Source organism: Streptomyces sp. NPDC096046 (genome assembly GCF_040303285.1).
Lineage (GTDB): Bacteria > Actinomycetota > Actinomycetes > Streptomycetales > Streptomycetaceae > Streptomyces.
Genome location: NZ_JBEOSZ010000004.1, coordinates 32,906 through 57,780, shown reverse-complemented (window position 1 = coordinate 57,780; position 24,875 = coordinate 32,906). Strand labels below are relative to the sequence as shown.

Genomic DNA, 24,875 nt, shown 5'->3' with positions numbered 1-24,875 from the left:
CCTGCGCCGCGAGTCGGGTGTCAGGGTGTGTCCTCGTCGGTCAGTTCGAAGTCGGCGCGGGCTGACTCTACTCCGTTGATCTGCAAGGAGACGGCGTGCCCTCCGGGGTAGTAGCGGCGGGTCGTGATCGGACGGAAGGAGTGCTCGCGGCCTACTTGGACGCGTTCCCCGGGTGCGAGGGTGCGGGTGGTCAGCTTGAACGTCTTGCCCGTCCGGCCGCCGTTGGCCTTGCGGTGGTGCACGATGTAGTCGATCGTGAGCCGCGCCTGGGCGTCGCCGGTGTTGTGGATCGATGCGGTGAAGCGGACGCTGCCGCCGAACGGGACGGTTCGGCGGTCCAGATGGGGTCCGTCGACCTCCACCGCCGCGGGGCCGAAGCCGAGCAGCGTCAGCGCTTCGGGGTGACCGCGTTTGACGAGGGTGCGCAGTCCGTGGCGCACGAGGCGTTCCGTGGCCGTGTCGGGATCGTCCAGCCAGCGACGGGCGGTGGTGATGACGAGGTCGGGGTGGTCGCGGCTGAGGTCGTTGAGGTGGTTGGCGACCGAGCGGCGCACGTAGTCGCTCTCGTCGCGGTAGAGGGCGTCCAGAAGGGGGACCGTTGCTCCGGGCCGAGCCAGGATGTCCGGCACCCGCACCGACCAGGGCAGGTAGGGACGGGTTCCCTCGGAGGCGAGCCTGCGTACGTCGGCGTCGACCGAGCCCGTCCAGCCGCTGATGATGCCGAGAGCCCGGTCCAGGTCGTGCCGCAGCAGTGTTCTGATGGCGAACTCCGAGGTGAGACGCCCGGTGAGGTCTGCGAGCAGCGTCATCGCATCGTCAAAGGCGGAGTCGCTGCCGTCCTGTACCGCGCGGGTCGCGAGAGCGCTGGTGACCGGCCAGATCAGCCATCCCGAGAAGTGCGGGGCGTTGTCCCGGGCGGAGCGAAGGGTGCGGGCCAGCGCCGCGTAGTCGCCGGGCAGATCTGCGAGCAGAGCGTCTCGCAGCAGGTCGGCCCGCTCCCTCAGGGGCAGCGGGGTGATTTGTTGCGGGGCGGCGCGCAGTGACGTGAGGCCGGCGTCCGGAGCGGCGCTCTGAACGGCCTGGATGAGGCTCTGAACGGTGTCGCGGCCGATGAGCTCGTCGGCGGATGGCATGCGGTCTCTTCCATGGGGTGAGAGGGGTGAGAAGGGTGGAGGGTGATGAGGAGCGTGGGGTGATGAGCCGGCTCGGTTCCCGGTGGTGACATCCGCTCGTCAACCCGGTCGCGGGCGGTCAGGGGCTGTCCCCGCAGTGGTAGAAGCGGCATGTCACGCCGGGGCCCGCTAGGCGCGGCTCGTCCGGGCCGGGACCGTACAGCGCGCGTCCGCCGGGGAACTGCCCGAGTTCGGTGGGCAGCGCGGCTCCCGAGTCCATCTCCTTTGGCGTCCACCCCGTGACGTCCAGCAGCAGTCCGTCCAGCGGCCCGCCGATGAGGTGGGCGTACGTCTGTCCTGGGCGGGGGCCCGGGTCGGGGTCGTCGTGGTCATGGCCGTAGACCCGGCCGCGCAGCAGCTGCTCATCTCCGTTCATGAGTCCAGCCTTCCAGCCACCACTGACAACGCGGGCTCGCCATGGGCGCCATGAGGGGCCCGGCCGCGCTGGGACCGCGTGCGGCTCGCCGGGATCGTGGCCCCTCGTACCGGAAGGCCGATGATGAAGGCATGACCGACCGTGTCGCGTTCCTCGGATGGGCCGGTACCGCGCGGTCCTGGAAGCGGCCCTGCGACACCTGCCGAGTGGAGCCCGGGCGGATCTGGGTCCTTTGGTGGAGCGCTTCGACGCGGAGTTCGCGCGCCGTACGCTCCCGGATCCGGGGTGGGCCAGTGCCGCGGCAGGCAACGTTTGCCCGTCAAGGAGCGGCGTCCGGTGCGTGCTCTCGGCGTGCCGGGTGCAAGCCCTCGTACTGGGTGTACTGGGCTTGCGCCCGGTGCGGCGAGAGTTAGCGAGTGGACGGCGGGACGCTGCTGGTGGCGCATCCGGGAACGGGTGACGACGGAGCTCGGCGGCCCGGTGAGGTACGCGCTTTCCGGTAGCAGCTGGTCGCCTCCGGTCCACACCCAGGGCTCCCGGCAGGGACACCTCACGCAGGCGGCGTGAGCGGTGAAGGTGGCGATCTTGGGAAGACGGTGGGAGTGATCTTGCTGTTGGTCCCAAGAGGGGGGATGTCGTGACAATGCCTGTGCGCCGCACACCGTCCGTGAAACGCCGGTATGGGTTCGATCTTCGGTCGACCGCCCTGTTCTTCCTGTTCCTCGCCGTGGTCGTGTGCGTCCTCGGGCTCGCCGCCCGCGTGGTGGCGGATGCCGTCGAGCGGCGTCCTGCCTGGATGTTCGTGCTGGTCGCGGTGGGTGTCGCGGGATGCCTGGGCCTGCGGCGCCGGGTGCACCTGGCGAGGGCGGCCCGCCGGGCCGCGGCAGCGCTCGACGAGGCGGCGAGGGAGGCTGCCGATGTGCTGGAGGCGCCCCCGGTGCCCCGCCCGCGGGCGGCCGTCGAGGTCGCCGTCGACTACGACGCCCTCACGCCCGAGGAGTTCGAGGAGGCGATAGCCGCCCTCTGCGAACGCGACGGCTGCTCCGGTGTCGAAGTCGTGGGAGGTGCGGGGGATCTGGGCGCCGATGTCATGGCCGCGACGCCCGACGGGCGGCGGGTCGTCATCCAGTGCAAGCACTACGCCCCCTCCCATCGCGTCGGCTCCCAGGACCTCCAGCGTTTCGGCGGCACGTGCTTCACCGTGCACGAGGCCGACATCGCCGTGCTCGTCTGCACGAGCGACTTCACAGCACCGGCGGTCGAGTACGCCGACCAGTGCGGGATCGTGTGCGTCGACCGGGAGACCCTGGAGGCGTGGACGGAGGGCACCGGCCCCCGGCCCTGGGAGACCGCCCGGGGTGGCGGGGCAGCCGGATGGGAGACAGCCGGTGCCGGGTACTGAGGCGTGCCGGGCGATGTGACAGGCGTGCGGCGTGATACCTGTGCCGACCCTCGGTTTCTGAGCTGGGACGATGTGACACCGCCCGCACACGCGTGGCCCTACCCGTTCGGGGTGATGCGGCGGTAATCCGCGCTCGGCGGGGTAATGGGATGGCGATCAGCCACCTGTTGAGAAGGAGCCGCGGATGACCGACGACGCCTACTTGTTCCTGCTTGACGACGTGTCCGCGCCGCTCGGTGTGGCGCCGGCCGCCGTCGGTGAACTCGCCTGTATGGAGACCCCCGCGGTGCGCGCCTGGCTCGACGCCCAGGGCAGCACGCCGACCTCGCCACACCTGCGTCTCCTGCCGCCGGAGGAGACGGCGGCCGTGCCCGAGGGAGCGGAACGACTGCCCGTCCCGCTGAGCGACGAGGAGCTGAACCGCGTCCGTCACCAGCTGGCACCGGAGCCGCTGGCCCGGCTGGAGGAGGAACTGCTCGCCTACCGTGACCGTACGGACGGGCGGGACGGTCTGATCGGACGCGCACTGGCCGCCGGCGTGGCACCGCACCGCATCGTCGAACTGACCGGCGTGGATCCCGCCACGGTGACCGCCGCCGCGAGCCGTTGACGACTCGGCGCCCCCTCCACGCCGTCGAGCGGTCGAGATGAATCAGCCCACTTCATGGCCCACGGAGTCCTGGTGGACGCGAGACACAGGCGAGTGCGGCCGGACCACCGGCGCCGCGATCAGTTCGCGGCGCCGGCGGCGAGGGAGATGAGGGAGCGGAAGGCCCCGCACTCGACGGCGTTCAGTCGCCCGTCAGTTGAGTGGGTCGAGCGTGAGGTAGGCCTGGCGCGGATTGCCGTCGTGCACCAGTGACTCATGATGGCCCACGTCATCGAAGGCGAAGGCGTACGCCTTTCCGTCCGCCATCTGGGCGTGGATCTTGCGCGCGTAGTGATTGGTGACGTCGTCCTTGTAGAAGTCGGCGGAACTCGCATCGGGCTGATGGGCGTTGACCAGCAGGGTGGAGCGGTTGAAGCCGGCGCACAGGGTGCGTGAGATCGGCCCGCGTATCCGGTCGTTCGGGGCGTCGAGGTTCCTGTGACAGCCGAAGACCGAGGAGGCGTCCGGCTTCTGGAAGCCGGTGACCACGGCCCCGGCGCTGTCGGTGAAGTTCATGACGCCGCCGGAGACCCGGCCGTAGTACTTGATGCCGGGCTGGTCGGCGAACGGGGTCACCGTCAAGGTGGAGGTGGAGTACTTCCGCCAGACGCGGTTGATGTAGTCGTCCATGACGGTGGCGGGCAGCGCGCCGGTCTCCAGTCCGTACAGGGGCGACAGGGCGCGCAGCACGGTGCCGTCGGGGCGGGTCTGGATCAGGTTGGCCCAGCCTCCGGGCTGTCCCCTGAGGGCGTTGAAGAAGCCGTTGTATCCGCCGGGCTTGAGCCGCCCGGTGCTCACGGTGCTCCCGTCGGCCCGCTGCACCCCCACCGCGTAGGGGGCGGAGAACATGTCGACCTGGGTGCTGTTGATCCACAGGCCCGAGTCGTTGAGGGTGTACTCCGACCAGTTGAACAGGATGTTCCGGTTGGGGTCGGTCGGGTTCTGCACGGCGGGTTGGACCAGGCCCCCGGTGGTGAGCTTGAAGACCAGTTTCTGACCATAGGAGAAGTACACGCGGCCGGAGAACTTCGGCATGCGGATGGTGGCCGACTGCCCTGCCGCCGGGCCCGGGATCGAGGCGTCGGGGGCGGGAGTCGGGGGGTTGCCGCCCACCGGCCAGGGGTGGAAGGTGCCGTTCGCGTCGGCCCAGCCCTGCCGTCCGGACGAGAGTTCGGTGCCGAGGTTGTAGATGTACAGCTGCTCGCCACGGGCCGAGTTGTTGGTGATCTTCAGGGGGATGGTCGCCGGGACGGCGGCGTGGGCCGGCGCACCCGCTCCGGTCGCCAGCAGTGAGCCGGCGAGGATCGTGGCGAGGGACAGCCCCGCAGCCGTGACCCGGCGTCTGAGAGTTCGGAACACGCTCTGCCTCCGTTCGACAGTTGGCCGATTCGGTGTTCTGAGAGCGCTCTCAGCGTTCCGCGTTGGTCCGTACCTGTCAATGCCTGCGGACGCACTCGGTCAGGTCGGGGAGCCGTCACGCAGAGAGGCGCGCAGGCAGGAGAGGACGACGACGAAGGGCCAGAGCGACTGGATGGTCGTCACCGCGCGCTCGGCCACGCCGGCCACGCCGTGGGAATGCAGCTCGACCAGGAACCAGGCCGCCCCGGCCGCCATCACGGCGGCCGCCCCCAAGGAGGGGTAGGGGCGCAGGGCCCACGGCACGGCGGCACCGGCCCTGGCGGCCAGGACGGGCCAGGCCGCGAGCACGGCGAAGCCCACGGCGGCCACGGAACCGTGACTCAGGGAGCCTCCGCTGCTCGGCGCCGGAACCACCGCCACCACCAGCGCCGACACGCCCCCGGCCGCCAGCGCCATCCGTCCCGGGGTCGCGGCCGGACGCAGCCCCCAGGCCGTCAGCAGGTGGCAGAAGCCCAACGCGACGAACGCCGCCGTCATCACCCAGGAACCCGAGTTTCCGGGAGCCGCCAGGACGCTGATCGTCTGGGCGGCGGAGTCGTACGGGGGTCCCTGCAGCGACGCCGCCACCAGCCAGCCCATGATCAGGACGACCGGTGCACACCCCGACGACACCAGTGCCCACGTTGGTACGGATTGCATCGGGACACCGTAAAACGGTGGATCCGCGTCACCGAGTTCCTCCGTGGAGTGCGCCCCGCGTGGCGTAGCCACACCGTTCGCCGGCCCGGGAGAAGCGCAGGATGGAACCGTGCGGTCGGCGGTGAAAGGTGATCGGCATGGAACTCACTCTCGTGGCGCTGATCATCATCGGGCCTGACGTTCGACTTCACCAACGGCTTCCACGACGTGAAGTCGTCACACGGACCCTTGCCCGAGTATCATCCTATGGACATAAATCGGGTGATTCGCCTTCTCGGGTCGTCACCTACCGTGGCCATCCTCGCCGGAGTGATCCATGTCCCGCACCGGCACGACGGACGACGGCGACGAGCTGCTGACCCGGCTCGGGGCCCTGACGGCACAGGCGCGTGCGCAGGCCGAGATGCAGCGGTCCCGGGTCGAACTGGCGATCGCACTGCAGCGCGGCATGCTGCCGCGGGATCTGCCGCTCGCACGCGGGCTGCACCTGGCCGTGCGGTACACACCCGCCTGCCAGGGCCTCAACGTGGGCGGTGACTGGTACGACGCCTTCGCTCTGGGCGACGGCCGGATCGGTCTGTCCATCGGCGACGTCCAGGGTCACAACATCGAGGCCGCGGCCTTCATGGGGCAGGTGCGGGCCGGGCTGCGGGCGCTCGCCTCGGTCACCAGCGATCCGGGCGAGGTGCTGAAGCGGACCAACGAGCTGCTGCTGTCCTTGGGCGCCGACCTGTTCGCCACCTGCACGTTCATGCGACTCGACCCGTGTGCGGGGGTGCTGGAGAGCGCGCGGGCCGGGCATCTGCCCTGCGTCTGGGCCACGCCGGACGGGAAGTCCGGCATCACCGAGGACGAGGGCGGGCCGCCCCTGGGGGTACAGGTGGGGACCCCGTATCCGGTGGCCCGGTACGAGCTCACGGCGGGCGGTGTGTTCGTGCTGCTCACGGACGGCGTCGTGGAGGGGCCGTCGATGCGGCTGGAGGAGGGACTCGACCAGGTGACGCGACTCGCGGGCGTCGCGGCGGTGGCGGGTATGGACGTCGACGCGCTCGCGGCAGCCGTGATCAAGGGTGCCGAGCGCGTGGGGCACGACGACGACGCGGCCGTCCTCGTGGTCGGACTCGACGGCCCGGACGCTCAGCCATAGGGCCGCACGACACCGGCTCCCGCCTCGCAGAGGCGGCGGCCCCGGTGTCTCATGGCTGCTGTGGTGGGTAGCCAGGATCTGCGTACGCCGGTCGTCATCGCTCTGCAGACGCTGGCCGTCGCCGCCTGCTACTACGCCTCCGGGCGGCTGGGACTGCTGCGGGAACTGGTCGTCGAGGGGGCGGTCGTCACCCCCATCTGGCCCCCCACCGGCGTCTCGGTCGCCTGCCTGCTCCTCCTCGGGCTGCGCTGCTGGCCCGGAATCGCCCTGGGCGCCTTCCTCATCATCCTGTCCCTCACCTCCCCGACGCCCTCGGCTCTCGCCGTCCTGGCGGGCAACACGGCCGCCCCCGTCGTCGGGTACCTGCTGTTGCGCCGGGCCGGTTTCCGCACCGACCTCGCGCGGCTGCGGGACGGTCTCGCGCTGGTGTTCCTGGGTGCCTTCGCCGCCATGCTGATCAGTTCCACCACCGGCGCCGGGATCCTGATCGCCACGGGCAAGATCGAGTGGCCGAGCTTCTGGGCGGTGTGGCTGGCCTGGTGGGTGGGTGACGCGATGGGCGTGCTGATCGTCACGCCCGTCCTGCTCCTGCTGTCCCGCGTGCGCCTGCCGCTTTCCCTGGCGCGCTGGAAGGAGGCCGCGGGGCTCGCGGTCATCGCCTGCTGCCTCGTGCCGCTGGCCGCGCAGAGCTCGGTCAGTCTGCTGTTCCTCGTCTACCCCCTGCTGATCTGGGCGGCTCTGCGGTTCCAGCTGGCCGGCAGCTTGTCGTGCGCCCTGTTCGCCTCGGTGATGACCACGGTGGCGGCGACCGACCGGGCCGGGCCGTTCGTAGGGCTCAGCCGGGTCGAGGTGATGTTGAAGCTGCAGGCCTTCAACGGGGCGATGGCGCTCACCGCCCTGATCCTGTCGGCCGTGATCACCGAGCAGATCTACACGCGGCGTTCCGTGGAGCGCGCCTGCCAGGAACTGGTCGAGGTCCTGGAGCACCTCACCGCGGGCGAGGTCGCGGACGGCCGGGCCCCTGCGGAGGACGGCGGGTCCGGTCGACGGCAGGAGGAGTGACGGACGGGGGCGTCGACGGCGGTCACCTGAACGTAGGGTGGACGTCATGGCCGAGGTGGAGGTGCTGCAACTGCTGGTGTCACCCGCGCACCGGCTGGCCGGGCGGCCGTCCGACGGGCCGTCCCCCGGCCCGTCCGACGAGCGCGTCACCCGGGTGGAGGTGCGCCGCGAGCTGGGACTGGTCGGCGACCGCTACTACGCACGACCCGCCCACCGGAACGCGGCGGTGACCATCATGGCCGCGGAGAACCTCCCCGCGGACGCCGACCTGCGGCACACCCGCCGGAACATCCTGCTCAGGGGCGTCGACATCGACGCCTGCGTCGGTGCGACGGTCTCGCTCGACTGCGGCAGAGGACCGGTGCTGTTCGCCGTGAAGCGTCCCGCCCGGCCCTGCGGGTGGATGGACGTGACCATCGGTCCCGGCGCACAGCGCGCCCTGCGCGGCCGGGGCGGGGTGCGGTGCACGCCCCTGAGCGACGGGGTGCTCACGCTCGGCCCGGCCACGTTCCGAATCCTGGCCGGGGCCGACGCCACGCCGTGAGGGCGCCCCCGGGGCGGTCAGCCGCCCGTCGGCGGTGTCCGGATGGCAGCGATGTCGAGTTGCAGACGCACCTTCTCGCTCACCATCGCACCACCCTCGGCCAGCCTGCTGTTGTACGTCAGGCCCCAGTCCGAGCGGTTGATGGTCGTGGTGCCGTCGAAGCCGACCCGGTCATAGCCGAACGGGTCGGTGACACTTCCGATATAGGTCATGTCGAGTACGACGGGCCGCGTGACGCCTTTGATGGTCAGTTCGCCCGACATGCTGAACAGGTCGGCGTCCGTCTGCTCCACCGCCGTGCTGGTGAAGCGCATACGCGGATAGGTCACGGCGTCGAGGAAGTCACGGCCGACCAGGTGCGCGTCGCGTTGTTCCACCCCGGTGTCGACACTGGAGGTGAACAGCGTGATGTCGGCCCGTGACCGTGTGGGGTCGTACGCGTCGAAGTACAGCCGGCTCTCGTACTCCAGGAAACAACCGCGCACGGTGGTCACCATGGCATGCCGGACGGAGAAGCCGATCCTGCTGTGCGCGGGGTCGACGACCCATTCACCGGACAGATTCGTCAGGTTGGGGTCCGGCAGCACGGCGGTGGGGGATGCCGATGCGCCGACGGAGCGCTGTGGGGGGAGCGGTGCCTGCCGGCGGGACGGCACAACGCGGTTGAACAGGTTCATGATTCACCTGGGTACTTGACTTTGGTTATAGCCGCAAGTCCCCTTCCGATATGCGGCAGTTGATAACGAGCCTCTGACCCCCTTTTGCCGCCGCTTCGCACAGAACCCACACATGAAGGTCGCGGCGCATCACCGAAACGACCATCCGAAACTCCAGGAATTTTCATTTCGGGCATATCGGCGAATCGGTATTACGTCACCTCTATCGCGAGGTCGTTGTCGACGGTGTAGTAGGGGCGCAGGCTGGATCCGTCCGTCTCGAGCGCCGGATAGATGTGCACGTGCTTGCGGTCCGCCACGTCGTCGAGCAACCGGCCGACCCTGATCGGCGCAGCCTCGGAGGTGGGCCGGACGAAGACGTCCCAGATCCGGGCCGCTCCCCCGTCGTCGTCCGTCAGCTCGCCGGGGCCGGCGGTGAAGGAGAAGCCCCGGCCGTCCCCCTCGATCCGGGGCTGGAGCGTCCGTACGGTGTCGGTGCCCCGCAGACGCAGACGCACGGTGGCGCCCTCGTGGAGATCGGCACCGTGGAGGCGGGCCGTGACCGTCACGGCCCGGTCCGTGACGTCGATCGCGCGGGTCTCCGCGTGGGCGGTGCGCCGCCACACCCTGAGCGCGAGGAAGCCGTCCTTCGTGGCGTACGGGATCCTCACCGCGACCGGCGAGGGGCGGTCGCGCAGGTGCCCGTCGACGAGGGCGCGCAGGTCCCGCAGGCCGGGACGCAGCCGTCGGCGTTCGGCTCCCGGTTCGGGCAGGAGGTACACGTCCCAGCGGCCTTCGTCGAGGGCCGGGTGCGGTTCCAGCACGGCGTGCGGACGGCCGTCGGCCCGGTCGGGTTCCAGGTCGAGGACGTGACGCGTCGTCTCGGGCTGCCCCTTCTTGGGCCGCAGCCGCAGAAGCAGCCGGGGGTGCGCGGCCGGGGCCGGCGGCAGGCGGAAGGTGATCCGGCCGTCCGTGTCGATCGAGCAGTCGGCGCGCAGCTGCGCCTCGGGGGTGTCGGGCGCCGGGCTCTCCGGCGCACGGGAGGCCGCGCCCTGATGTGGCACAGCGCCTTCGCTCGGTGTCTCCGGCATCGCACCCTCGCGCCGCGCGTCCGCCGCGACGCCATGCGAGCCCGTACGCGACGCAGCGCTCTCGCGCGGCGATCCCGGCATCGCGCCCTCGCGCGGGGCGCCCGGCACGGTGTCCTCGGGCGGGCGGGTCGTCCGGTCTTCCGGTGTGTTCATCGGCGTCCCTTCCGTATCGAGCGCAGTACAGCGGCGGCAGTCGCGTGGGCGGCGTCACGGGCGGCATGGCCCCGGCCGGCCAGGGCGCTCAGGGTGCGGTGGCCCCGCGGGGCGGCCGTCCGGCCGGTGGTTCGGGCCGCGGCGGCGGTCTCCAGCAGGTGTTCGGCCTGGGCGACGACGGGGCCGGGGGCGAAGCGGCGCGCGTGGTCCAGGGCGGCCCGGCTCATGCGGCGGCGGCGCTCGTCGTCGCCCACCAGTTCGAGCAGGGCCGCGGCGAGTGCGTCGCTGTCCCCGACCGGTACGAGCCGGCCGTCGGTTCCGTCCTGGATGATCTCGCCGGGGCCGTAGGGGCAGTCGGTGCTGACGACGGGCAGTCCGCAGCGCATGGCCTCGACGATGGTCATGCCGAACGGCTCGAAGTTGGACGCGGCCGCGCCGATCGAGCCCTTGGCCCACTCGGCCTCCATGGGGGTGGCGGCGCCCATCAGGAACACGTTGTTCCACAGCCGCAGGCGCTCGATGAGCTCGCGGAGCCTCGGCTGCTCCTCGCCCTTGCCGTAGATGCGCAGCTGCCAGTCCGGGTGCGCGGCGGCGACCCGGGCGAACGCCTCGATGAGGAGGTCGTAGCGCTTGACGGGGACCAGGCGGCCCGCGGCGATCACCACCTTGGCGGTGCTGTCGGCGGGCGGCAGGACGGGGTCGGGGACGCTGTTCGGGAGGGCCTCCACATGGACGCCGGGCAGCCACATCGTGCGGCGGTAGGCGGCGGCGTCCGCTTCCGTGACGGTGGTGATCACGTCGAGACGGCGGTAGGCGCGGCGCAGGGCGGTGCGCAGCCGCGGGGAGTGGTTGTCGAGCGTGAGGTGCTCCTGGCCGACGCGCAGGGCGTGCGGTGGAGCCTGGCGGGCGATGTGCACATTGAGCCCCGGGCGGGTGCCGATGACGACGTCGGAATCGAGTGCTTCGAGGCACTCGCCGATGCGCTGGTCGGTCAGTTCGCTGTACTGGCGGTGGCGGTACTCGGCGGCCGGGAACACCTTGGCCGGTCTGTGGTGCCGCGGATCGTCCGCCTCCTTGCGCAGGTCGACCAGTGGCCGCAGCCGCACCCGGGGATCGAGGACGAGGTTGGGATGTTCGCGGTGCCGTAGCGCGGAGACGATCTCCACGTCGTGCCGCTCGGCCAGGGCCCCGGCCAGGTTGAACGTGGTGGTGATCGTGCCTCCGATTCCATAGGCGTTGTGAATCAGGAAAGAGATCTTCATGGTCGCCTAGACGGCGGCAACGCCGGTTTCGTTGTTCGTCGTTACCACTCTGTGGCCGCGCCCGGCGACCGGGCCCTTGCGGTCGTTTCCGGAATGATCTCGGACATAAGTGGTCTGAGCCATACCGCTTTGCCCTCGATGTGTGGATAGCTTGATGTGTTTGCCCGCGCATCGTCGCGTCTTCGGGTGCACCCTCATATCGATCCTCAGGAGACCCATGCGCCCCCGCACACCCTCCCTCCCGCGCGTCGCTTCCCGCCCGCCCGTCGCCCTCGTCGGCGGCGCGCTGGCCGTGGGGGCCGGCGGTCTGTATCTCGCCGGGCTGCTCCTCACGGGTGGGGAGATCGACTCCGGGACGACCGTGCGCGGTGTGGAGATCGGAGGGCTCAGCCGCGCGGAGGCGGTGCGGAAGCTGGAACGGGAGCTGGGCGCGGCCGGCGCGCGGGACCTCCCCGTGACGGTCGGCGACCGCGCGGGCACGGTCGACCCGCAGGACGCGGGCCTCTCCTACGACGTCCGGAAGACCGTCGACCGGGCGGCGCGCACCGGCGCCGATCCGGCCGACGTGTTCGGCGGCCTCTTCCGCTCGGGCGGCGACATCGAGCCGGTCGTCCGTCTCGACGAGGGCAAGGCCCGGGAGGCCCTCGGAGAGCTGGCGAAGGACCTCGACCAGAAGGTCCGGGACGGCGGGGTCGCCTTCGACGACGGGCGCGTGCAGACCGTCGCGCCGCGAACGGGATACACGCTGGACGTGAACGCCTCGGTCGAGCCGCTGCGCGACTCCTTCCTGGAGGGCACCCGAGCGCCCACTCCCCTGCCCACCCGTGAGACCCGGCCGAGGGTCACGGCCGACGAGGTGCGGCGGGCGGTGCGCACCTTCGCGGAGCCGGCCATGTCGGGCCCCGTGACGCTCACCGCGGCAGGCAGGCGGTTCGCGGTCGACCAGGACGCACTGGGCGAGCATCTGGCCATGCGGCCGGACGCGGGTGGTGAACTGATACCGGAGCTCGACGCGAAGGGGCTGCGCGCCGAGCCCTCCGTGGCGGGACCTCTGGACGACATCACCACGACCGCCGTGAACGCGAAACTGCGGCCGGAGGGCGACAAGGCCGTGGTGGCCGAGGACGCCACGGTGGGCCGGTCGGTCACCGACGAGGCGCTGGGCAAGGCGGTGCTGCCGCTGCTCGGCAGGTCGGGCGCGGCCCGCAGCGGCGAGGTGGAGGTACGCCGGACTCAGCCGGAGGTGACCCGCGAGAACGCCGCGGAGCTGGGGCTGACGGAGAAGATGTCCTCGTTCACCGTCCGCTTCGAACCGGCCGAGTACCGCACGAAGAACATCGGCCGCGCCGTGGAGCTCATCGACGGCTCCGTCGTCGGGCCCGACGAGACCTGGAGTTTCAACCGGACCGTCGGGGAGCGCACCGAGGCCAACGGCTTCATGGACGGCATCATCATCCTCGACGACAAGTTCACCAAGGCGGCCGGCGGCGGCGTCTCCTCCGTGGCGACGACCGTGTACAACGCGCTGTTCTTCGCCGGCGTCAAGCCCGTGGAGCACGGCGCGCACTCCTTCTACATCGAGCGCTACCCGGAGGGCCGCGAGGCGACGGTCGCCTGGGGCAGCCTGGACCTGCGGTTCACCAACGACTCCGGCAAGGCCCTCTCCATCCAGGCCGAGTCCACGGACACCTCCGTGACCGTCTCCTTCCTCGGCACCCGCAAGTACGAGGAGATCAAGTCGGAGACGGGCCCGCGGACCGAGGTGAAGAAACCGCGGAAGAAGGTCGTCGACGACGAGGAATGCGTGCCCCAGACCCCGCTGGAGGGGTTCGACGTCACCGTGGAGCGGGTCTTCTACAACGACGGCCGTGAAGTGAAGCGGGAGCCGTACCGCACGCACTACACACCGCGTGACGAGATCGTCTGCGAGTGATCCGCCCTTCGTTCGCCGCCCTCGGCAACTCTGCGTCGTGTAGCAGGCGTTGACCCGGACCGGGAGCGCCAGCACAATGAGCGCGCACCGCGTGAGAGCGCTCTCAAAGGAGATCCATGACTGGCAGACAAGGCCCGGCGCTCAGCCGGCGTTCGCTCATCGGTGCCGGACTCGGCATCAGTGCCGCGGGGCTCACCGCCGCCGGCCCGGGGCAGGCCTTCGCGGCCGGCTCTCCCCACCCGCGCCGCGCATCGGGCCCGGCCCGGGGGCACGCCTTTCTCGCCGCCGCCATGGACGCCTACCCCGATCACGGGGGCATCCGCCTGACGCAGAGCTACGCCGACCAGGCCGGCCTGTTCAGCACCGCGTTCACCTACGACAACGCCCTCGCGATCCTGGCCCACCTCGCGGCCCGGACCGCCGTCGGCCTGACCAGGGCCAAGGCGCTGGGCGAGGCGCTGCTCTACGCCCAGGACCACGACCCGGCCCACGACGACGGCAGGCTCCGGCAGGCCTACAACGTCGGGCCGTACACCTTCTACGACGGCTCGCCGCAGCCCGACGGCTTCGTGCGGGCGGACGGCACCGTCAATGTCGGCACGCAGTTCGGCTTCACCGGCACGGCCGTCGGCGACATGGCCTGGGCGGGCATCGCGCTCAGCGCCCTGGCCCGTCGTACCGGAGCACGCCGCTTCCTCACCGGCGCCGTGCGGATCGGCGAGTGGATCGAGCGGACCGGCCGGACCGACGAGCCCCTCGGCGGCTACAAGTTCGGTGTCGACGGGGCGGATCAGAAGTTGCCGTTCACCTCGACCGAGCACAACACCGATCTGATCTGTCTCTTCGGCCGGCTCGCCGGGCTCACCGGCGAGCGGGTGTGGCGGGAGCGGCGTGCGCGGGCCGCGGCCTTCGTGCAGCGGATGTGGGAGCCGTCCGGGGGCTTCTTCTACACCGGCACCGACGACGGCGTGACGGTCAACAGGTCCCCGATCCCCGAGGACACCCAGACCTGGACGTACCTCGCACTGGGCTCGCGCGCCCGCGGTTATGCGCGCTCACTGGACTGGGCCGCGGCCGAGCTGGCCGTACGCGACCACTCCGGGCGCCGGAACAGCACGGTGCCCGCGGGGCAGTCGTACGAGGGGGTCACCTTCAGTTCGGCGAGTCTGCTCGCTGACGAGGACGCGCCGATCGCGTCCGGCCAGCCCGAGCCGGACCGCAACGGTGTGTGGTTCGAGGGGACTGCTCATCTCGCTCTCGCCCTGCGTGAGCGCGGGGCGAGAGGTGACGAGGCACGTGCCCGGTGTCTGCTCGCCTCGACCGAGCGGGCGCAGGAACTGCTGGGCGGCGGTCAGACCGTGGGGGGCAGGGCGCTTCCCGAGCAGTCCGGCGTGGTGTCCGCGAGCAGTCCGCTGGATACCGGTTTCGGTTTCGGCTACTACCCTTACCGGCACACCGGGGCGACCGCGTGGTACCTGATGGCGTCGGCTCGGTTCAATCCGCTGCGGGCGTGACGGACGGCCCGGTCCCCTGCCGAGTGCAGCGGACCGGGCGGGCTCTCAGACCAGGCGGTGGACGGTCTGGGTCGTCAGCTCGTAGCGGGCGCCGACGATCGCCAGTCGGCCGGCGTCGGCCTTCGCGGCGAGTTCGGGCTCGGCGGCCAGCCGGGAACGCACGAGCCGGACGTTGGCGCTCACGGTCGCGTCGATCCGGGCGTCGCCTTCCTGACGGTGGTCTATGGCCGGGCGTATCCGGTCGACGAGGTACTGCATGTGGGCGGGCAGATGCTGACCGGACTGCTCCGCCTCGACAGCGGCTCGCACCGCGCCGCACGACTGGTGACCGAGGACGACGACCAGCGGGATGCCGAGTTCCAGGACGCCGTAGGCGACGCTGCCGAGCACGGCCTCGTCCAGGACCTCCCCGGCGGTGCGCACGGTCATCAGATCCCCCAGGCCCTGGTCGAAGACCAGCTCCGGGGGCACGCGTGAGTCGATACAGCCCAGCACGACCGCGAAGGGGTGCTGACCGGTGGCCAACTCCCGTCGTAGCGCGGGGTTCTCGTGCGGGTGACGTTCCCGGAAGGCGCGCCAGCGGCGGTTGCCCGCGGCCAGTTCGTTCCAGGCCTCGTCGGGGGTGCCGGGCCTCGTATGTGTTTTCCGGCCCGGGGCGGCGGCGGCCGGTCCGGCGACGCCCAGGCCCGCGCCGAGGGCCGCGGCCCCGGTCAGGGCGGTGCGCAGAAGGGTGCGGCGGTCGGTGCCGCCTGTGGTGGGCCGTGGACCGGCGAAGGGGTGCGGTGCGCGGCCGGAGCCTCTGGGGGCAACGGAATCTGTGTTCACGGCACGAACGTATGCCCGGGTCGCGGCACGCTCCGCGGTCCTTGCCGTTTCATGGTGAGAGTTGGGTGAGTGATGTTCTTACCTTGAACGCCTTTTGACGTCCCCTCAGGCAACCGGCGGAACGCCCGGGCCTCCCGGCCCGGGCGTTCTCCTCATGCGGAGGTGATCAGACCAGGTCGAACCGGTCCAGGTTCATGACCTTGACCCACGCGGCGACGAAGTCGTTCACGAACTTCTCCTTGGCGTCGTCGCTCGCGTAGACCTCGGCGAGCGCGCGGAGCTCGGAGTTCGAGCCGAAGACCAGGTCGGCGCGCGAGCCGGCCCACTTGACCTCGCCCGTGGCGGCGTCGCGGCCCTCGAACGTGGTCTGGTCCTCGGAGGTCGACTTCCACGTGATGCCCAGGTCCAGCAGGTTGACGAAGAAATCGTTCGTCAGCGAGCCGGGCGTCGTGGTGAGAGCACCGAGCTGGGTCTGCTGGTGGTTGGCGCCCAGCACCCGAAGGCCGCCGACCAGGACGGTCATCTCGGGGGCGCTCAGGGTGAGCAGGTTCGCCTTGTCGAGCAGCAGGTACTCGGCCGGCAGGCGGTTGCCCTTGCCGAGGTAGTTGCGGAATCCGTCGGCGGTCGGCTCGAGCGCCTCGAACGACTCGGCGTCGGTGTGCTCCTGCGTCGCGTCCACACGGCCCGCGGCGAAGGGGACCTCCACCTGGAAACCGGCTTCCTTGGCGGCCTTCTCGACGGCGGCGGAGCCACCGAGGACGATCAGGTCGGCCAGGGAGACCCTCTTGGCGCCGGAGCCGGCGTTGAAGTCCTGCTGGATGCCCTCCAGAACACGCAGCACCTGGGCCAGCTCGTCGGGCTCGTTGACCTCCCAGCCGCGCTGCGGCTCGAGGCGGATCCGGGCGCCGTTGGCACCGCCGCGCTTGTCGCTGCCGCGGAAGGTGGAGGCGGAGGCCCACGCGGTGGACACCAGCTGGGAGACGCTCAGACCCGACTCCAGGAGCTTGGTCTTGAGGATCTTGATGTCCTCGACGTCGATCGGCTCGCCCGCGGCCTCGGGCAGCGGGTCCTGCCAGAGCAGGGTCTCCTGCGGGACCTCCGGGCCGAGGTACAGCGACTTCGGGCCCATGTCACGGTGGGTCAGCTTGAACCAGGCGCGGGCGAAGGCGTCCGCGAACTGGTCGGGGTTCTCGTAGAACCGGCGGGAGATGGGCTCGTAGATCGGGTCGAAGCGCAGCGCCAGGTCGGTGGTGAGCATCTTCGGGCGGTGCTTCTTCGACGGGTCGTGCGCGTCGGGCACGATCTCCGGGGCGTCCTTGGCCACCCACTGGTTGGCGCCGGCCGGGCTCTGCTCCAGCTCGTACTCGAACTCGAAGAGGTTCTTGAAGAAGCCGTTGCTCCACCGGGTGGGCGTGCTGGTCCAGGTGACTTCGAGGCCGGAGGTGATGGCGTCGCCGCCCTTGCCGGTGCCGTACGTGCTGCGCCAGCCCAGGCCCTGCTCCTCCATGGAGGCGGCCTCGGGGTCGGCGCCGACGTGGTCGGCGGGGCCCGCGCCGTGGGTCTTGCCGAAGGTGTGGCCGCCGGCGATCAGGGCGACCGTCTCCTCGTCGTTCATCGCCATGCGGCGGAACGTCTCACGGATGTCGCGGGCCGCGGCGATCGGGTCCGGGTTGCCGTTCGGGCCCTCGGGGTTGACGTAGATGAGACCCATCTGGACGGCGCCGAGCGGGTTCTCCAGCTCGCGGTCGCCGGTGTAGCGCTGGTCGTCGAGCCAGGTGGTCTCGGGGCCCCAGTAGACGTCCTCCTCGGACTCCCACACGTCCTCGCGGCCGCCGGCGAATCCGAAGGTCTCGAAGCCCATCTGCTCGAGGGCGACGTTGCCGGTGAGGATCATGAGGTCGGCCCAGGAGATGCTCTGGCCGTACTTCTTCTTCACGGGCCAGAGCAGACGGCGGGCCTTGTCGAGGTTGCCGTTGTCCGGCCAGCTGTTGAGCGGGGCGAAGCGCTGCTGACCGGCACCGGCGCCGCCGCGGCCGTCGCTGATGCGGTAGGTGCCGGCGCTGTGCCAGGCCATACGGACCATCAGGGGGCCGTAGTGGTCGAAGTCGGCCGGCCACCAGTCCTGCGAGGTGGTGAGGACCTCGGCGATGTCGCGCTTCACGGCCGCGAGGTCGAGGGCCTGGAACGCCTCGGCGTAGTCGAAGCCCTCACCGAGGGGGTTGGCCACCTCGGGGTTCTTGGCGAGGATCTTCAGGTTGAGGCGCTCGGGCCACCACTGCCGGTTGCCGCCCCCCTGGGTCGGGTGCAGAGCGCGGCCGTGGGCCACGGGGCAACCGCCTTCTGTCTCCTGCGACTTCGGGTCGGTGACGATCGCGTCGTGGTTCTCAGTCATGGAAATCCTTCCGGACGGGGCGGATCACGGTGCTCGGGTGGATCACGTGCTCAGGAACTGCGGGCGGTGGAGCAGGTGGGGCACAGGCCCCAGTAGATGACCTCGGCCTCGTCGACGGCGAAGCCGCGGTCGTCGGACGCGGTCAGACAGGGGGCGTGGCCGACCGCGCAGTCGACGTCGGCGACGGCTCCGCACGACCGGCACACGAGGTGGTGGTGGTTGTCGCCGACGCGCCCCTCGTAGAGGGCCGGGCTGGCGGGCGGGTCGAGACGACGTATGAGTCCCGCCGCGGTGAGTGCGTGCAGCCCCTCGTAGACGGCTTGGACGGAGATGTGGCCCACGCGGCCGCGCACCTCGGAGGCGATGGCCTCTGCGCCGAGGTGGTCACCGTCCCGCACGGCCTCCAGCAGCGCGACGCGGGCGGCCGTCACCCTCAGGCCGGCACCGCGCAGCTCATCGGCGGTGGTCGGGTTCTCGGATGCGGTCATGCGGACAACCTAGCCACACAAACACGATTGGTTCAAGAAAACGAACGATTCAATTTTGGTGTCGTGCGGGTGAGGCTTTGCGGGACGGCCTCCTTGACCCCTGTGAGTTCGGTCACAGGTCCATGATCACGCTTCGACGGGCACCGGGCGTCGCGCACCGCGGCACCGGTCCGGGATCAGGCGTCCGATGAGGTCAGGCGTTCCAGCCGGGAGGCGGCCGTGGCGGCCTTGCGGCCGGCCTCGCGGACCCGGCGGTCGGCCGTGCGCGCCCGCTCCCGGGCCGTTCGCTCGGCGAAACGGGCCTGCTGGTGCTCGTTCCTGGCGCGTTCCAGCTCCCCGGTCAGTTCCTCCACGCGCCGCTGGAGATCCTCCATTCGGCGTTGCGCCTCCGCCACCTCCCGGCCCGCGGTCGCCGCCTCGTCCCGCAACCTGCCCAGCTCGCGCTCGGCGGCTTCGACGTCCTCGCGCGCCTGGGCGAGGAGGCGCCGTTGCCGCTCACCGGCCTTCTTACCCGGGCGGGAGGGCGCCGGGGCGGGTGCGGGGCGCTTCGGCCGGGCGCCCTCGGCCGCCGCGGGGAAGCCGACGGCCGCGCTCAGCGGCTTGGCCAGACGGCCGCTCGCCCAGACCGCCGCGGCCTCCGGGTCGGCCAGGACGGCGTGCAGGGTGTTCTCGACCTCGCGCTGCACGCTCTCGCCGATCGGATGTCCGGCCTCCTGGGCGAGCCGCCGGGCCCGCGCGGACAGGGCGCGGATGAGCGCGTGCTGCCGTCGGCTCAGCTCGCGCAGCTGCGCGCCGTCCAGGTCCTGGTGGGCCTGGCGCAGCCCCTCCCCCAGGCGCAGCAGTGGCTCGACCTCCCCAGGGCTGCCGCGGACCAGCAGGTTGCTCACCCAGGCGGCGAGGCTCGGTTTGCGCAACCCACGGATCCGCTCGGCGAGTTCCCGGTCACCGGCGGTGCGGGCGGAGGCCATGGCGGAGGCGCGGGCGGCGGTGAACTCCTCCGGGCGCAGGGCGTACAGCTCGTCGGCGACGGAGTCGTAGTCCATGAGCACCCCTTCGCGCGGAAGATCCGCTTTCGATCCTCCCAGGCCCTGCCCCGGGAGGCGCGCGGAGAGGCCGCGGAACGGGTCGGAGGCACCCCGTTCAAGATCAGGAAATCGACGGTTTAACATATGAGCGCCGCCTAGCTCGAAAGATGGACTCGTGACTGTCAACGACGACTCGTTCACCAACTGGAAGAACCGCGAGGAGATCGCGGAGTCGATGATCCCGATCATCGGGAAGCTGCACCGGGAGCGGGACGTGACGGTCCTGCTGCACAGCCGCTCCCTGGTGAACAAGTCGGTGGTCAGCATCCTCAAGACCCACCGGTTCGCCCGGCAGATCGCCGGCGCGGAGCTCTCGGTCACCGAGACGCTGCCGTTCCTGAAGACGCTCGCCGAGCTGGACCTCGGGCCGTCCCAGATCGACATCGGCATGCTCGCCGCGACGTACCGCGAGGACGACCGCGGACTGTCGGTCGCGGAGTTCACCGCCGAGGCCGTCGCCGGTGCCACGGGCGCCGACAAGATCGAGCGCCGCGAGGGCCGGGACGTCGTCCTCTACGGCTTCGGCCGCATCGGCCGGCTCGTCGCCCGGCTGCTCATCGAGAAGTCCGGCTCGGGCAACGGCCTGCGGCTGCGGGCCATCGTCGTGCGCGGCGGTGGGGAGCAGGACATCGTCAAGCGCGCCTCGCTGCTGCGCCGTGACTCCATCCACGGCCAGTTCCAGGGCACGATCACCGTCGACGAGGCGAACAGCACGATCGTCGCCAACGGCAACACGATCAAGGTGATCTACGCGAACGACCCGTCCGAGGTCGACTACACGGCGTACGGCATCAAGGACGCCATCCTCATCGACAACACCGGCAAGTGGCGCGACCGCGAGGGCCTGTCCGGGCACCTGCGCCCCGGCATCGACAAGGTCGTGCTGACCGCGCCCGGCAAGGGCGACGTCCCCAACATCGTGCACGGCGTCAACCACGACACGATCAAGCCCGACGAGCAGATCCTGTCCTGCGCGTCCTGCACCACGAACGCGATCGTGCCGCCGCTGAAGGCGATGGACGACGAGTTCGGGGTCCAGCGCGGCCACGTCGAGACGGTTCACTCGTTCACGAACGACCAGAACCTGCTGGACAACTACCACAAGGCCGACCGCCGCGGCCGGTCCGCGCCGCTCAACATGGTCATCACCGAGACCGGAGCCGCCTCCGCCGTCGCCAAGGCGCTGCCCGAGCTCAAGGCGCCGATCACCGGCAGCTCGATCCGCGTCCCGGTCCCGGACGTCTCGATCGCGATCCTGAGCCTGCGGCTCGGCCGTGAGACGACCCGCGAGGAGGTCCTCGACCACCTTCGCGACGTCTCCCTGACCTCGCCGCTCAAGCGCCAGATCGACTTCACCACGGCTCCCGACGCGGTCTCCAGCGACTTCATCGGCTCGCGCCACGCCTCGATCGTCGACGCCGGCGCCACCAAGGTCGACGGCGACAACGCGATCCTCTACCTGTGGTACGACAACGAGTTCGGCTACTCGTGCCAGGTCATCCGCGTCGTGCAGCACGTCTCCGGCGTGGAGTACCCGACGTACCCGGCCCCGGCGGTCTGACCCCGGAGGACGAAAGCGCGGGGCGTGCGGGCCCCGCGCTTTCGTGTGTCACCGGCGGGTCAGCTCGATCCGGTACTCCCGTGACCGTGAACCGTCTTCGCTCGTCACCGAGATGGTGCGGACCGTCCCGCCGCCGGGCGCGTCCTTGCCGACCGTCACCTTCGCGTAGGGGTCACGCGGCGTGGCGGTGATCTCGGCCCGGCCGGGACGGCCGACCGCCACCCGGTAGCTCGTCCGGTCCGGGTCGAAGCCGCCCACAGACGCGCCGTCCACCTCGATCGACGCCGCCGCGGCATCGGCGGAAGCGCCCGGCGCCTTGGCGTGCACTTCGATCTCCCCGAGCGTGATGTAGCCGCCCGGGCGGGCCGTCATGACCACGCGCACGCCCGTCGCCGGGCCGGTCGCCCGCACCGGGACGTCGACCACGGGCGTGCCCTCGGTGCCGACGGACACCTGGTCGCTCGCGTCGGACCAGGTGCCGTCGGCGCCGCGCACCTGCACCGTGAGGGACTCAGCGAAGCTGACGTTGGTGCCGTCGCGGTGGAAGTGGGTGACGACCCGGGTCAGGTCGCGTGCCTCCGGCAGGGTGAAGGTGATGGTGTCGGAGGGGTTCTTCGTGCCGGACCGCCAGTTCGACCAGGCCTTCTCGGACATGGTGCCGTTGCGCAGGCCGTCGGCGGAGTACCCGCTCTCGGTGTAGGTCGCGCCGACCGTCACGCCCTCCTCGCGTGCGGAGTTGGTCTCCCGGGGCGCGGTGACCTGGACGCGTACGCTCGCCGCGGCCGTGGCCCCGCCGGGGACCCGGGCGGTGCCGCGCAGGGTCACCACGCCGGTGCCGTCGAACGCGCCCTCGGCGGCGGGGTCCCAGGTGACCGGGAGGTCGGCGGTCCCGCCGTGCCGTCCCACGCCGGTGACCGTGTCGGGCAGGTCCGGCCGCCCTCCGGTCCAGGTCTTGGCGCGGGCCGGGAGGGTGGACGTGATGGTGTCCACGGTGACCACCGCCTCGGCCGGCAGGGTGCGGCCGAGAGCGTCGGTGGCCCTGCCCTTCACCCGTACCGTTCCGGGGGTGCGCCAGCGTGACGATGCGGGCAGCTTCCACTCCACCGGCAGCGCGCCCCTGGCGCCGTCGCGGAAGACGGGCCGCACGGTCCCGGGCAGTTCGGGGACGCGCCCGGGGACGGTGAACGCCGTGGCCGGCTGGGTGCGGAGCACCGTCTCGTCGGTCACGCCCCAGCGCTGGTTCGCGCTGGAGGTCGGGAGGAAGGCCGAGACCCGGGCGCCGTCAGCCGTCGACTGGCCGACGACGTCGAGAAGCCGGCCCGTCGCCGCGTTGACGAAGGTCCAACTGCCGTCCCCGGTGGTGGACATGATCCACTGTGCCGCCGGGGCGTCCTCCCTCGGTTCGAGTACGGCCTCGTTGTCGCGTACGGCGAGGCGCCTGCCGTCGGCGGCGTTGACGAGGGCGTAGCGTTCACGGTTGCCGTCGCCGCGCGTCAGCCGCTTCACAGACCAGAGCTGGGACGTGGCGGCCGGGTCGGTTGTGCGCACGACGACCCCGTCGCCCTCGGCGGACGGTGCCAGGGACTTGCCGCTCTGGGCGCCCTGGAGACGGTAGACGTGGCCGGGCTGGACGAGCGCGGCGTCCTTCGCGGTTCCGGACACACCGTCGACGAGGAGGGTGGTCACGGACTTGGCGGGGACGGTCACCGTGGCGGAGCCGTCCTGGACCCGCACGGGCGTGCCGCGGACGAGCGCTCCGTCGTCGCTGGTCACCACGGGCGTCACGGTGGCGCCGCGGGCGACCCGCCGGAACTTCGAGAGGTCCAGGCTGACCGCGCGCGGGGTCGTGCCGTTGTTGACGTGCACCACTGTCGCTCCGCGGCCGGACTTGCGTACGGCGGCGACGCTGGAGGGATCGTCGGAGGTGACGAAGTGGTCGCCGGGGCGGATGTGGTGGGTGAAGTTGCGCAGGGTGTGGAACTTGGTGTTGGTCTTGATCGGGCAGGTCCGCAGGGTGTCCTGGGCGGTGCAGTCGAACGGGATGTGGATGCTGCCCCAGTTCTTGCCGGCCTGCGCCTGGGGGATGGAGTCCTCGATCGGCTGCCACAACACCCAGGCGGACGGCTCCAGTTCACGGATGTCCTCGACGACCCGGGTGGCGATGCCGAGCCCCGGTTCCATGCCGGTGAAGTCGGTGCCGGTCCCCCAGGTGCCCTCGACCTCGCTCATCCACAACGGCCGGTCCGCGGCCTTGGCGCTGTCGCGTGCGCCGGTACGCATGCCGGTGCCGTAGGTGTGCACGTTGAGCTGGTCGACGGCGGCCCGGGCGGAGCTGTCGTAGGCGTTCCAGTTGCGGACGAAGGTGCTGGGGTTGGTCTCGTCCATCGCGGAGATCTTGGCGCGGGTCCTCGCCTTGTCCAGTGCGCGCCGCAGCGCGAGGACGACCTTCTGCTGGAGTTCCGGGCCGGCGTGGGCGCCCTCCTGACGGCCGCCGGTGGGCTGTCCGTCGGGGCCGATCCGGGTGCCCCAGTAGTCGGTGTTGGGCTCGTTGAGCGGGGCGATGGTGTCGAAGTCGATGCGGTGCTTCTTCTCCAGGTGTTCGGTCACCTTGACCAGGTAGGCGGCGAAGTCGTCGACGCGGTCCGCCCGTATCTGGTCGGTGTTGGCGTCGAAGCCTCCGGAGACGTAGCCGCTGACGGTCTGGAACCAGGGCGGCGAGTTGCTGAACGCCTCCCAGCGGGTCACCTTGTTCTTGACGCGGTCCACCCACCAGCGTTGACCCGCGTCGGCGGACCAGTCCCAGTGCGCCGGGTCGTCCGGGTTCCACCAGTCGGTGTCCTCCCTGGTGGTGCCCTCGGGTGCCTTCCAGAAGCCGTCCATCGTGGCGCCGGTCTTCATGTAGTCCTCGCGGACGTCGGGAGCGTTGCCGCCGCCGATGTTGTAGCGCGCGATGTTGAGGCGGAGGCCGGCCTCGCCGAACAGCATGTCGGCGAGCTTCTGCCGAATGGGTTCGGGGTAGCGGCCGGTGATGTTGGCGAACCAGACGAGGCTCGTCCCCCACCCCTCGAACTCCTGCTGCCGGTAGGACGGGTCGATCCGAACGGTGACCGCGCTCGCGGGCGGGTCCGCGGCAGCGGCGGCGGGAGGCACCGTCACGAGGCCCGCGCCGAGAGCCAAGGGGACGGTGACCGCCAGTGCCGTGCGGGTGAGGCGATGTCTGCTGGACATGGATTCCCTTCGGGAGCGAACAGAACCGCGCAGAACCAATCGAGCTTCCCGAATGTTTTAGGACGGCAATCAACACGTCAAGGGGGGGGGAACGCATGGGGAACCCGCGAGCGGACGATGCCGGGTGGTCCCGGCGAGCGTGCGTGGGGCCGACTGGGGCAAACGCGGCGGTGCCGCGTCCCGATCGGGAAACGACCGGGAGGCCTCCGCCGACCCGGCGGGCGCGCTCGGCGGCAAGGTGACCGTCGTCTACGGCGGCCCCGAGGGCCCGGACCCG

20 protein-coding genes are annotated in these 24,875 nt (G+C 71.0%); 8 read left to right on the top strand and 12 right to left on the bottom strand.

Annotation, left to right across the window (positions count from 1 at the left end; genetic code table 11):
- Positions 1-20: 20 nt before the first annotated feature.
- Both ABTX62_RS05270 and ABTX62_RS05265 read right to left on the bottom strand, forming a co-directional pair.
- Positions 21-1,133, bottom strand: coding sequence for a DNA alkylation repair protein (locus ABTX62_RS05270; protein ID WP_352114905.1), 1,113 nt, complete (start codon positions 1,131-1,133; stop codon positions 21-23).
- A gap of 118 nt (positions 1,134-1,251) precedes the next feature.
- Positions 1,252-1,548 (bottom strand): hypothetical protein, encoded by a 297-nt coding sequence (locus ABTX62_RS05265; RefSeq protein WP_352114904.1) that lies wholly within the window; start codon positions 1,546-1,548, stop codon positions 1,252-1,254.
- Between the two features lie 637 nt (positions 1,549-2,185).
- Between ABTX62_RS05265 and ABTX62_RS05260 the strand changes: the two genes are divergently transcribed.
- The gene (locus ABTX62_RS05260) at positions 2,186-2,950 is read left to right on the top strand and encodes a restriction endonuclease (protein WP_352114903.1); all 765 of its coding nucleotides are present in this window, start codon (positions 2,186-2,188) and stop codon (positions 2,948-2,950) included.
- 184 nt (positions 2,951-3,134) lie between these two features.
- Positions 3,135-3,560, top strand: coding sequence for a DUF6003 family protein (locus tag ABTX62_RS05255; protein ID WP_352114902.1), 426 nt, complete (start codon positions 3,135-3,137; stop codon positions 3,558-3,560).
- Positions 3,561-3,752: 192 nt separating this feature from the next.
- On the opposite strand, the gene ABTX62_RS05250 is transcribed toward ABTX62_RS05255, so the two are convergent.
- Positions 3,753-4,958, bottom strand: a complete 1,206-nt coding sequence (locus ABTX62_RS05250) for a glycoside hydrolase family 64 protein (protein WP_352114901.1) — start codon at positions 4,956-4,958, stop codon at positions 3,753-3,755.
- Positions 4,959-5,057: 99 nt separating this feature from the next.
- Entirely contained in the window at positions 5,058-5,657 is a 600-nt protein-coding gene (locus tag ABTX62_RS05245) for a DUF998 domain-containing protein (RefSeq protein WP_352114900.1), read from the bottom strand.
- Positions 5,658-5,973: 316 nt separating this feature from the next.
- Between ABTX62_RS05245 and ABTX62_RS05240 the strand changes: the two genes are divergently transcribed.
- The 3 genes from ABTX62_RS05240 to ABTX62_RS05230 are packed head-to-tail and all read left to right on the top strand — an operon-like array spanning position 5,974 to position 8,410.
- Complete coding sequence (locus ABTX62_RS05240) at positions 5,974-6,804, top strand: PP2C family protein-serine/threonine phosphatase (RefSeq protein WP_352114899.1); 831 nt, start codon at positions 5,974-5,976, stop codon at positions 6,802-6,804.
- A 60-nt stretch (positions 6,805-6,864) separates the two neighbouring features.
- Positions 6,865-7,866 carry an MASE1 domain-containing protein gene (locus ABTX62_RS05235; RefSeq protein WP_502997905.1) on the top strand — a complete coding sequence of 334 codons (1,002 nt, stop codon included), beginning with the start codon at positions 6,865-6,867 and terminating at the stop codon, positions 7,864-7,866.
- A 46-nt stretch (positions 7,867-7,912) separates the two neighbouring features.
- Positions 7,913-8,410, top strand: a complete 498-nt coding sequence (locus ABTX62_RS05230; RefSeq protein ID WP_352114897.1) for a molybdenum cofactor biosysynthesis protein — start codon at positions 7,913-7,915, stop codon at positions 8,408-8,410.
- A 17-nt stretch (positions 8,411-8,427) separates the two neighbouring features.
- Here the strand turns inward: ABTX62_RS05230 and ABTX62_RS05225 are convergent, their stop codons facing one another.
- From ABTX62_RS05225 to ABTX62_RS05215, 3 genes are all read right to left on the bottom strand, one after another.
- The gene (locus tag ABTX62_RS05225; RefSeq protein WP_283970630.1) at positions 8,428-9,087 is read right to left on the bottom strand and encodes a YceI family protein; all 660 of its coding nucleotides are present in this window, start codon (positions 9,085-9,087) and stop codon (positions 8,428-8,430) included.
- A 191-nt stretch (positions 9,088-9,278) separates the two neighbouring features.
- A complete protein-coding gene (locus tag ABTX62_RS05220) occupies positions 9,279-10,310 on the bottom strand; it encodes a transferase (protein ID WP_352114896.1) in 1,032 nt (343 codons plus the stop codon).
- Positions 10,307-11,572 (bottom strand): glycosyltransferase family 4 protein, encoded by a 1,266-nt coding sequence (locus ABTX62_RS05215; RefSeq protein WP_352114895.1) that lies wholly within the window; start codon positions 11,570-11,572, stop codon positions 10,307-10,309. The genes ABTX62_RS05220 and ABTX62_RS05215 overlap by 4 nt, the downstream gene beginning before the upstream one ends.
- A gap of 217 nt (positions 11,573-11,789) precedes the next feature.
- On the opposite strand from ABTX62_RS05215, the gene ABTX62_RS05210 reads away from it, so the two are divergent.
- Positions 11,790-13,505 carry a VanW family protein gene (locus tag ABTX62_RS05210; RefSeq protein ID WP_352114894.1) on the top strand — a complete coding sequence of 572 codons (1,716 nt, stop codon included), beginning with the start codon at positions 11,790-11,792 and terminating at the stop codon, positions 13,503-13,505.
- A gap of 116 nt (positions 13,506-13,621) precedes the next feature.
- On the top strand, positions 13,622-15,019 hold the full coding sequence (locus ABTX62_RS05205; protein WP_352114893.1) for a Tat pathway signal sequence domain protein: 1,398 nt from the start codon (positions 13,622-13,624) through the stop codon (positions 15,017-15,019).
- 45 nt (positions 15,020-15,064) lie between these two features.
- Here the strand turns inward: ABTX62_RS05205 and ABTX62_RS05200 are convergent, their stop codons facing one another.
- From ABTX62_RS05200 to ABTX62_RS05185, 4 genes are all read right to left on the bottom strand, one after another.
- Positions 15,065-15,844, bottom strand: a complete 780-nt coding sequence (locus ABTX62_RS05200) for a carbonic anhydrase (protein WP_352114892.1) — start codon at positions 15,842-15,844, stop codon at positions 15,065-15,067.
- A 166-nt stretch (positions 15,845-16,010) separates the two neighbouring features.
- On the bottom strand, positions 16,011-18,236 hold the full coding sequence (katG, locus tag ABTX62_RS05195) for a catalase/peroxidase HPI (protein ID WP_352114891.1): 2,226 nt from the start codon (positions 18,234-18,236) through the stop codon (positions 16,011-16,013).
- A gap of 50 nt (positions 18,237-18,286) precedes the next feature.
- The gene (locus ABTX62_RS05190; protein ID WP_352114890.1) at positions 18,287-18,724 is read right to left on the bottom strand and encodes a Fur family transcriptional regulator; all 438 of its coding nucleotides are present in this window, start codon (positions 18,722-18,724) and stop codon (positions 18,287-18,289) included.
- A 176-nt stretch (positions 18,725-18,900) separates the two neighbouring features.
- A complete protein-coding gene (locus ABTX62_RS05185; RefSeq protein WP_352114889.1) occupies positions 18,901-19,767 on the bottom strand; it encodes a coiled-coil domain-containing protein in 867 nt (288 codons plus the stop codon).
- A 157-nt stretch (positions 19,768-19,924) separates the two neighbouring features.
- On the opposite strand from ABTX62_RS05185, the gene ABTX62_RS05180 reads away from it, so the two are divergent.
- Complete coding sequence (locus ABTX62_RS05180; RefSeq protein ID WP_352114888.1) at positions 19,925-21,370, top strand: glyceraldehyde-3-phosphate dehydrogenase; 1,446 nt, start codon at positions 19,925-19,927, stop codon at positions 21,368-21,370.
- A 48-nt stretch (positions 21,371-21,418) separates the two neighbouring features.
- Here the strand turns inward: ABTX62_RS05180 and ABTX62_RS05175 are convergent, their stop codons facing one another.
- Positions 21,419-24,598, bottom strand: a complete 3,180-nt coding sequence (locus ABTX62_RS05175) for an RICIN domain-containing protein (protein WP_352114887.1) — start codon at positions 24,596-24,598, stop codon at positions 21,419-21,421.
- Positions 24,599-24,875: the final 277 nt, after the last annotated feature.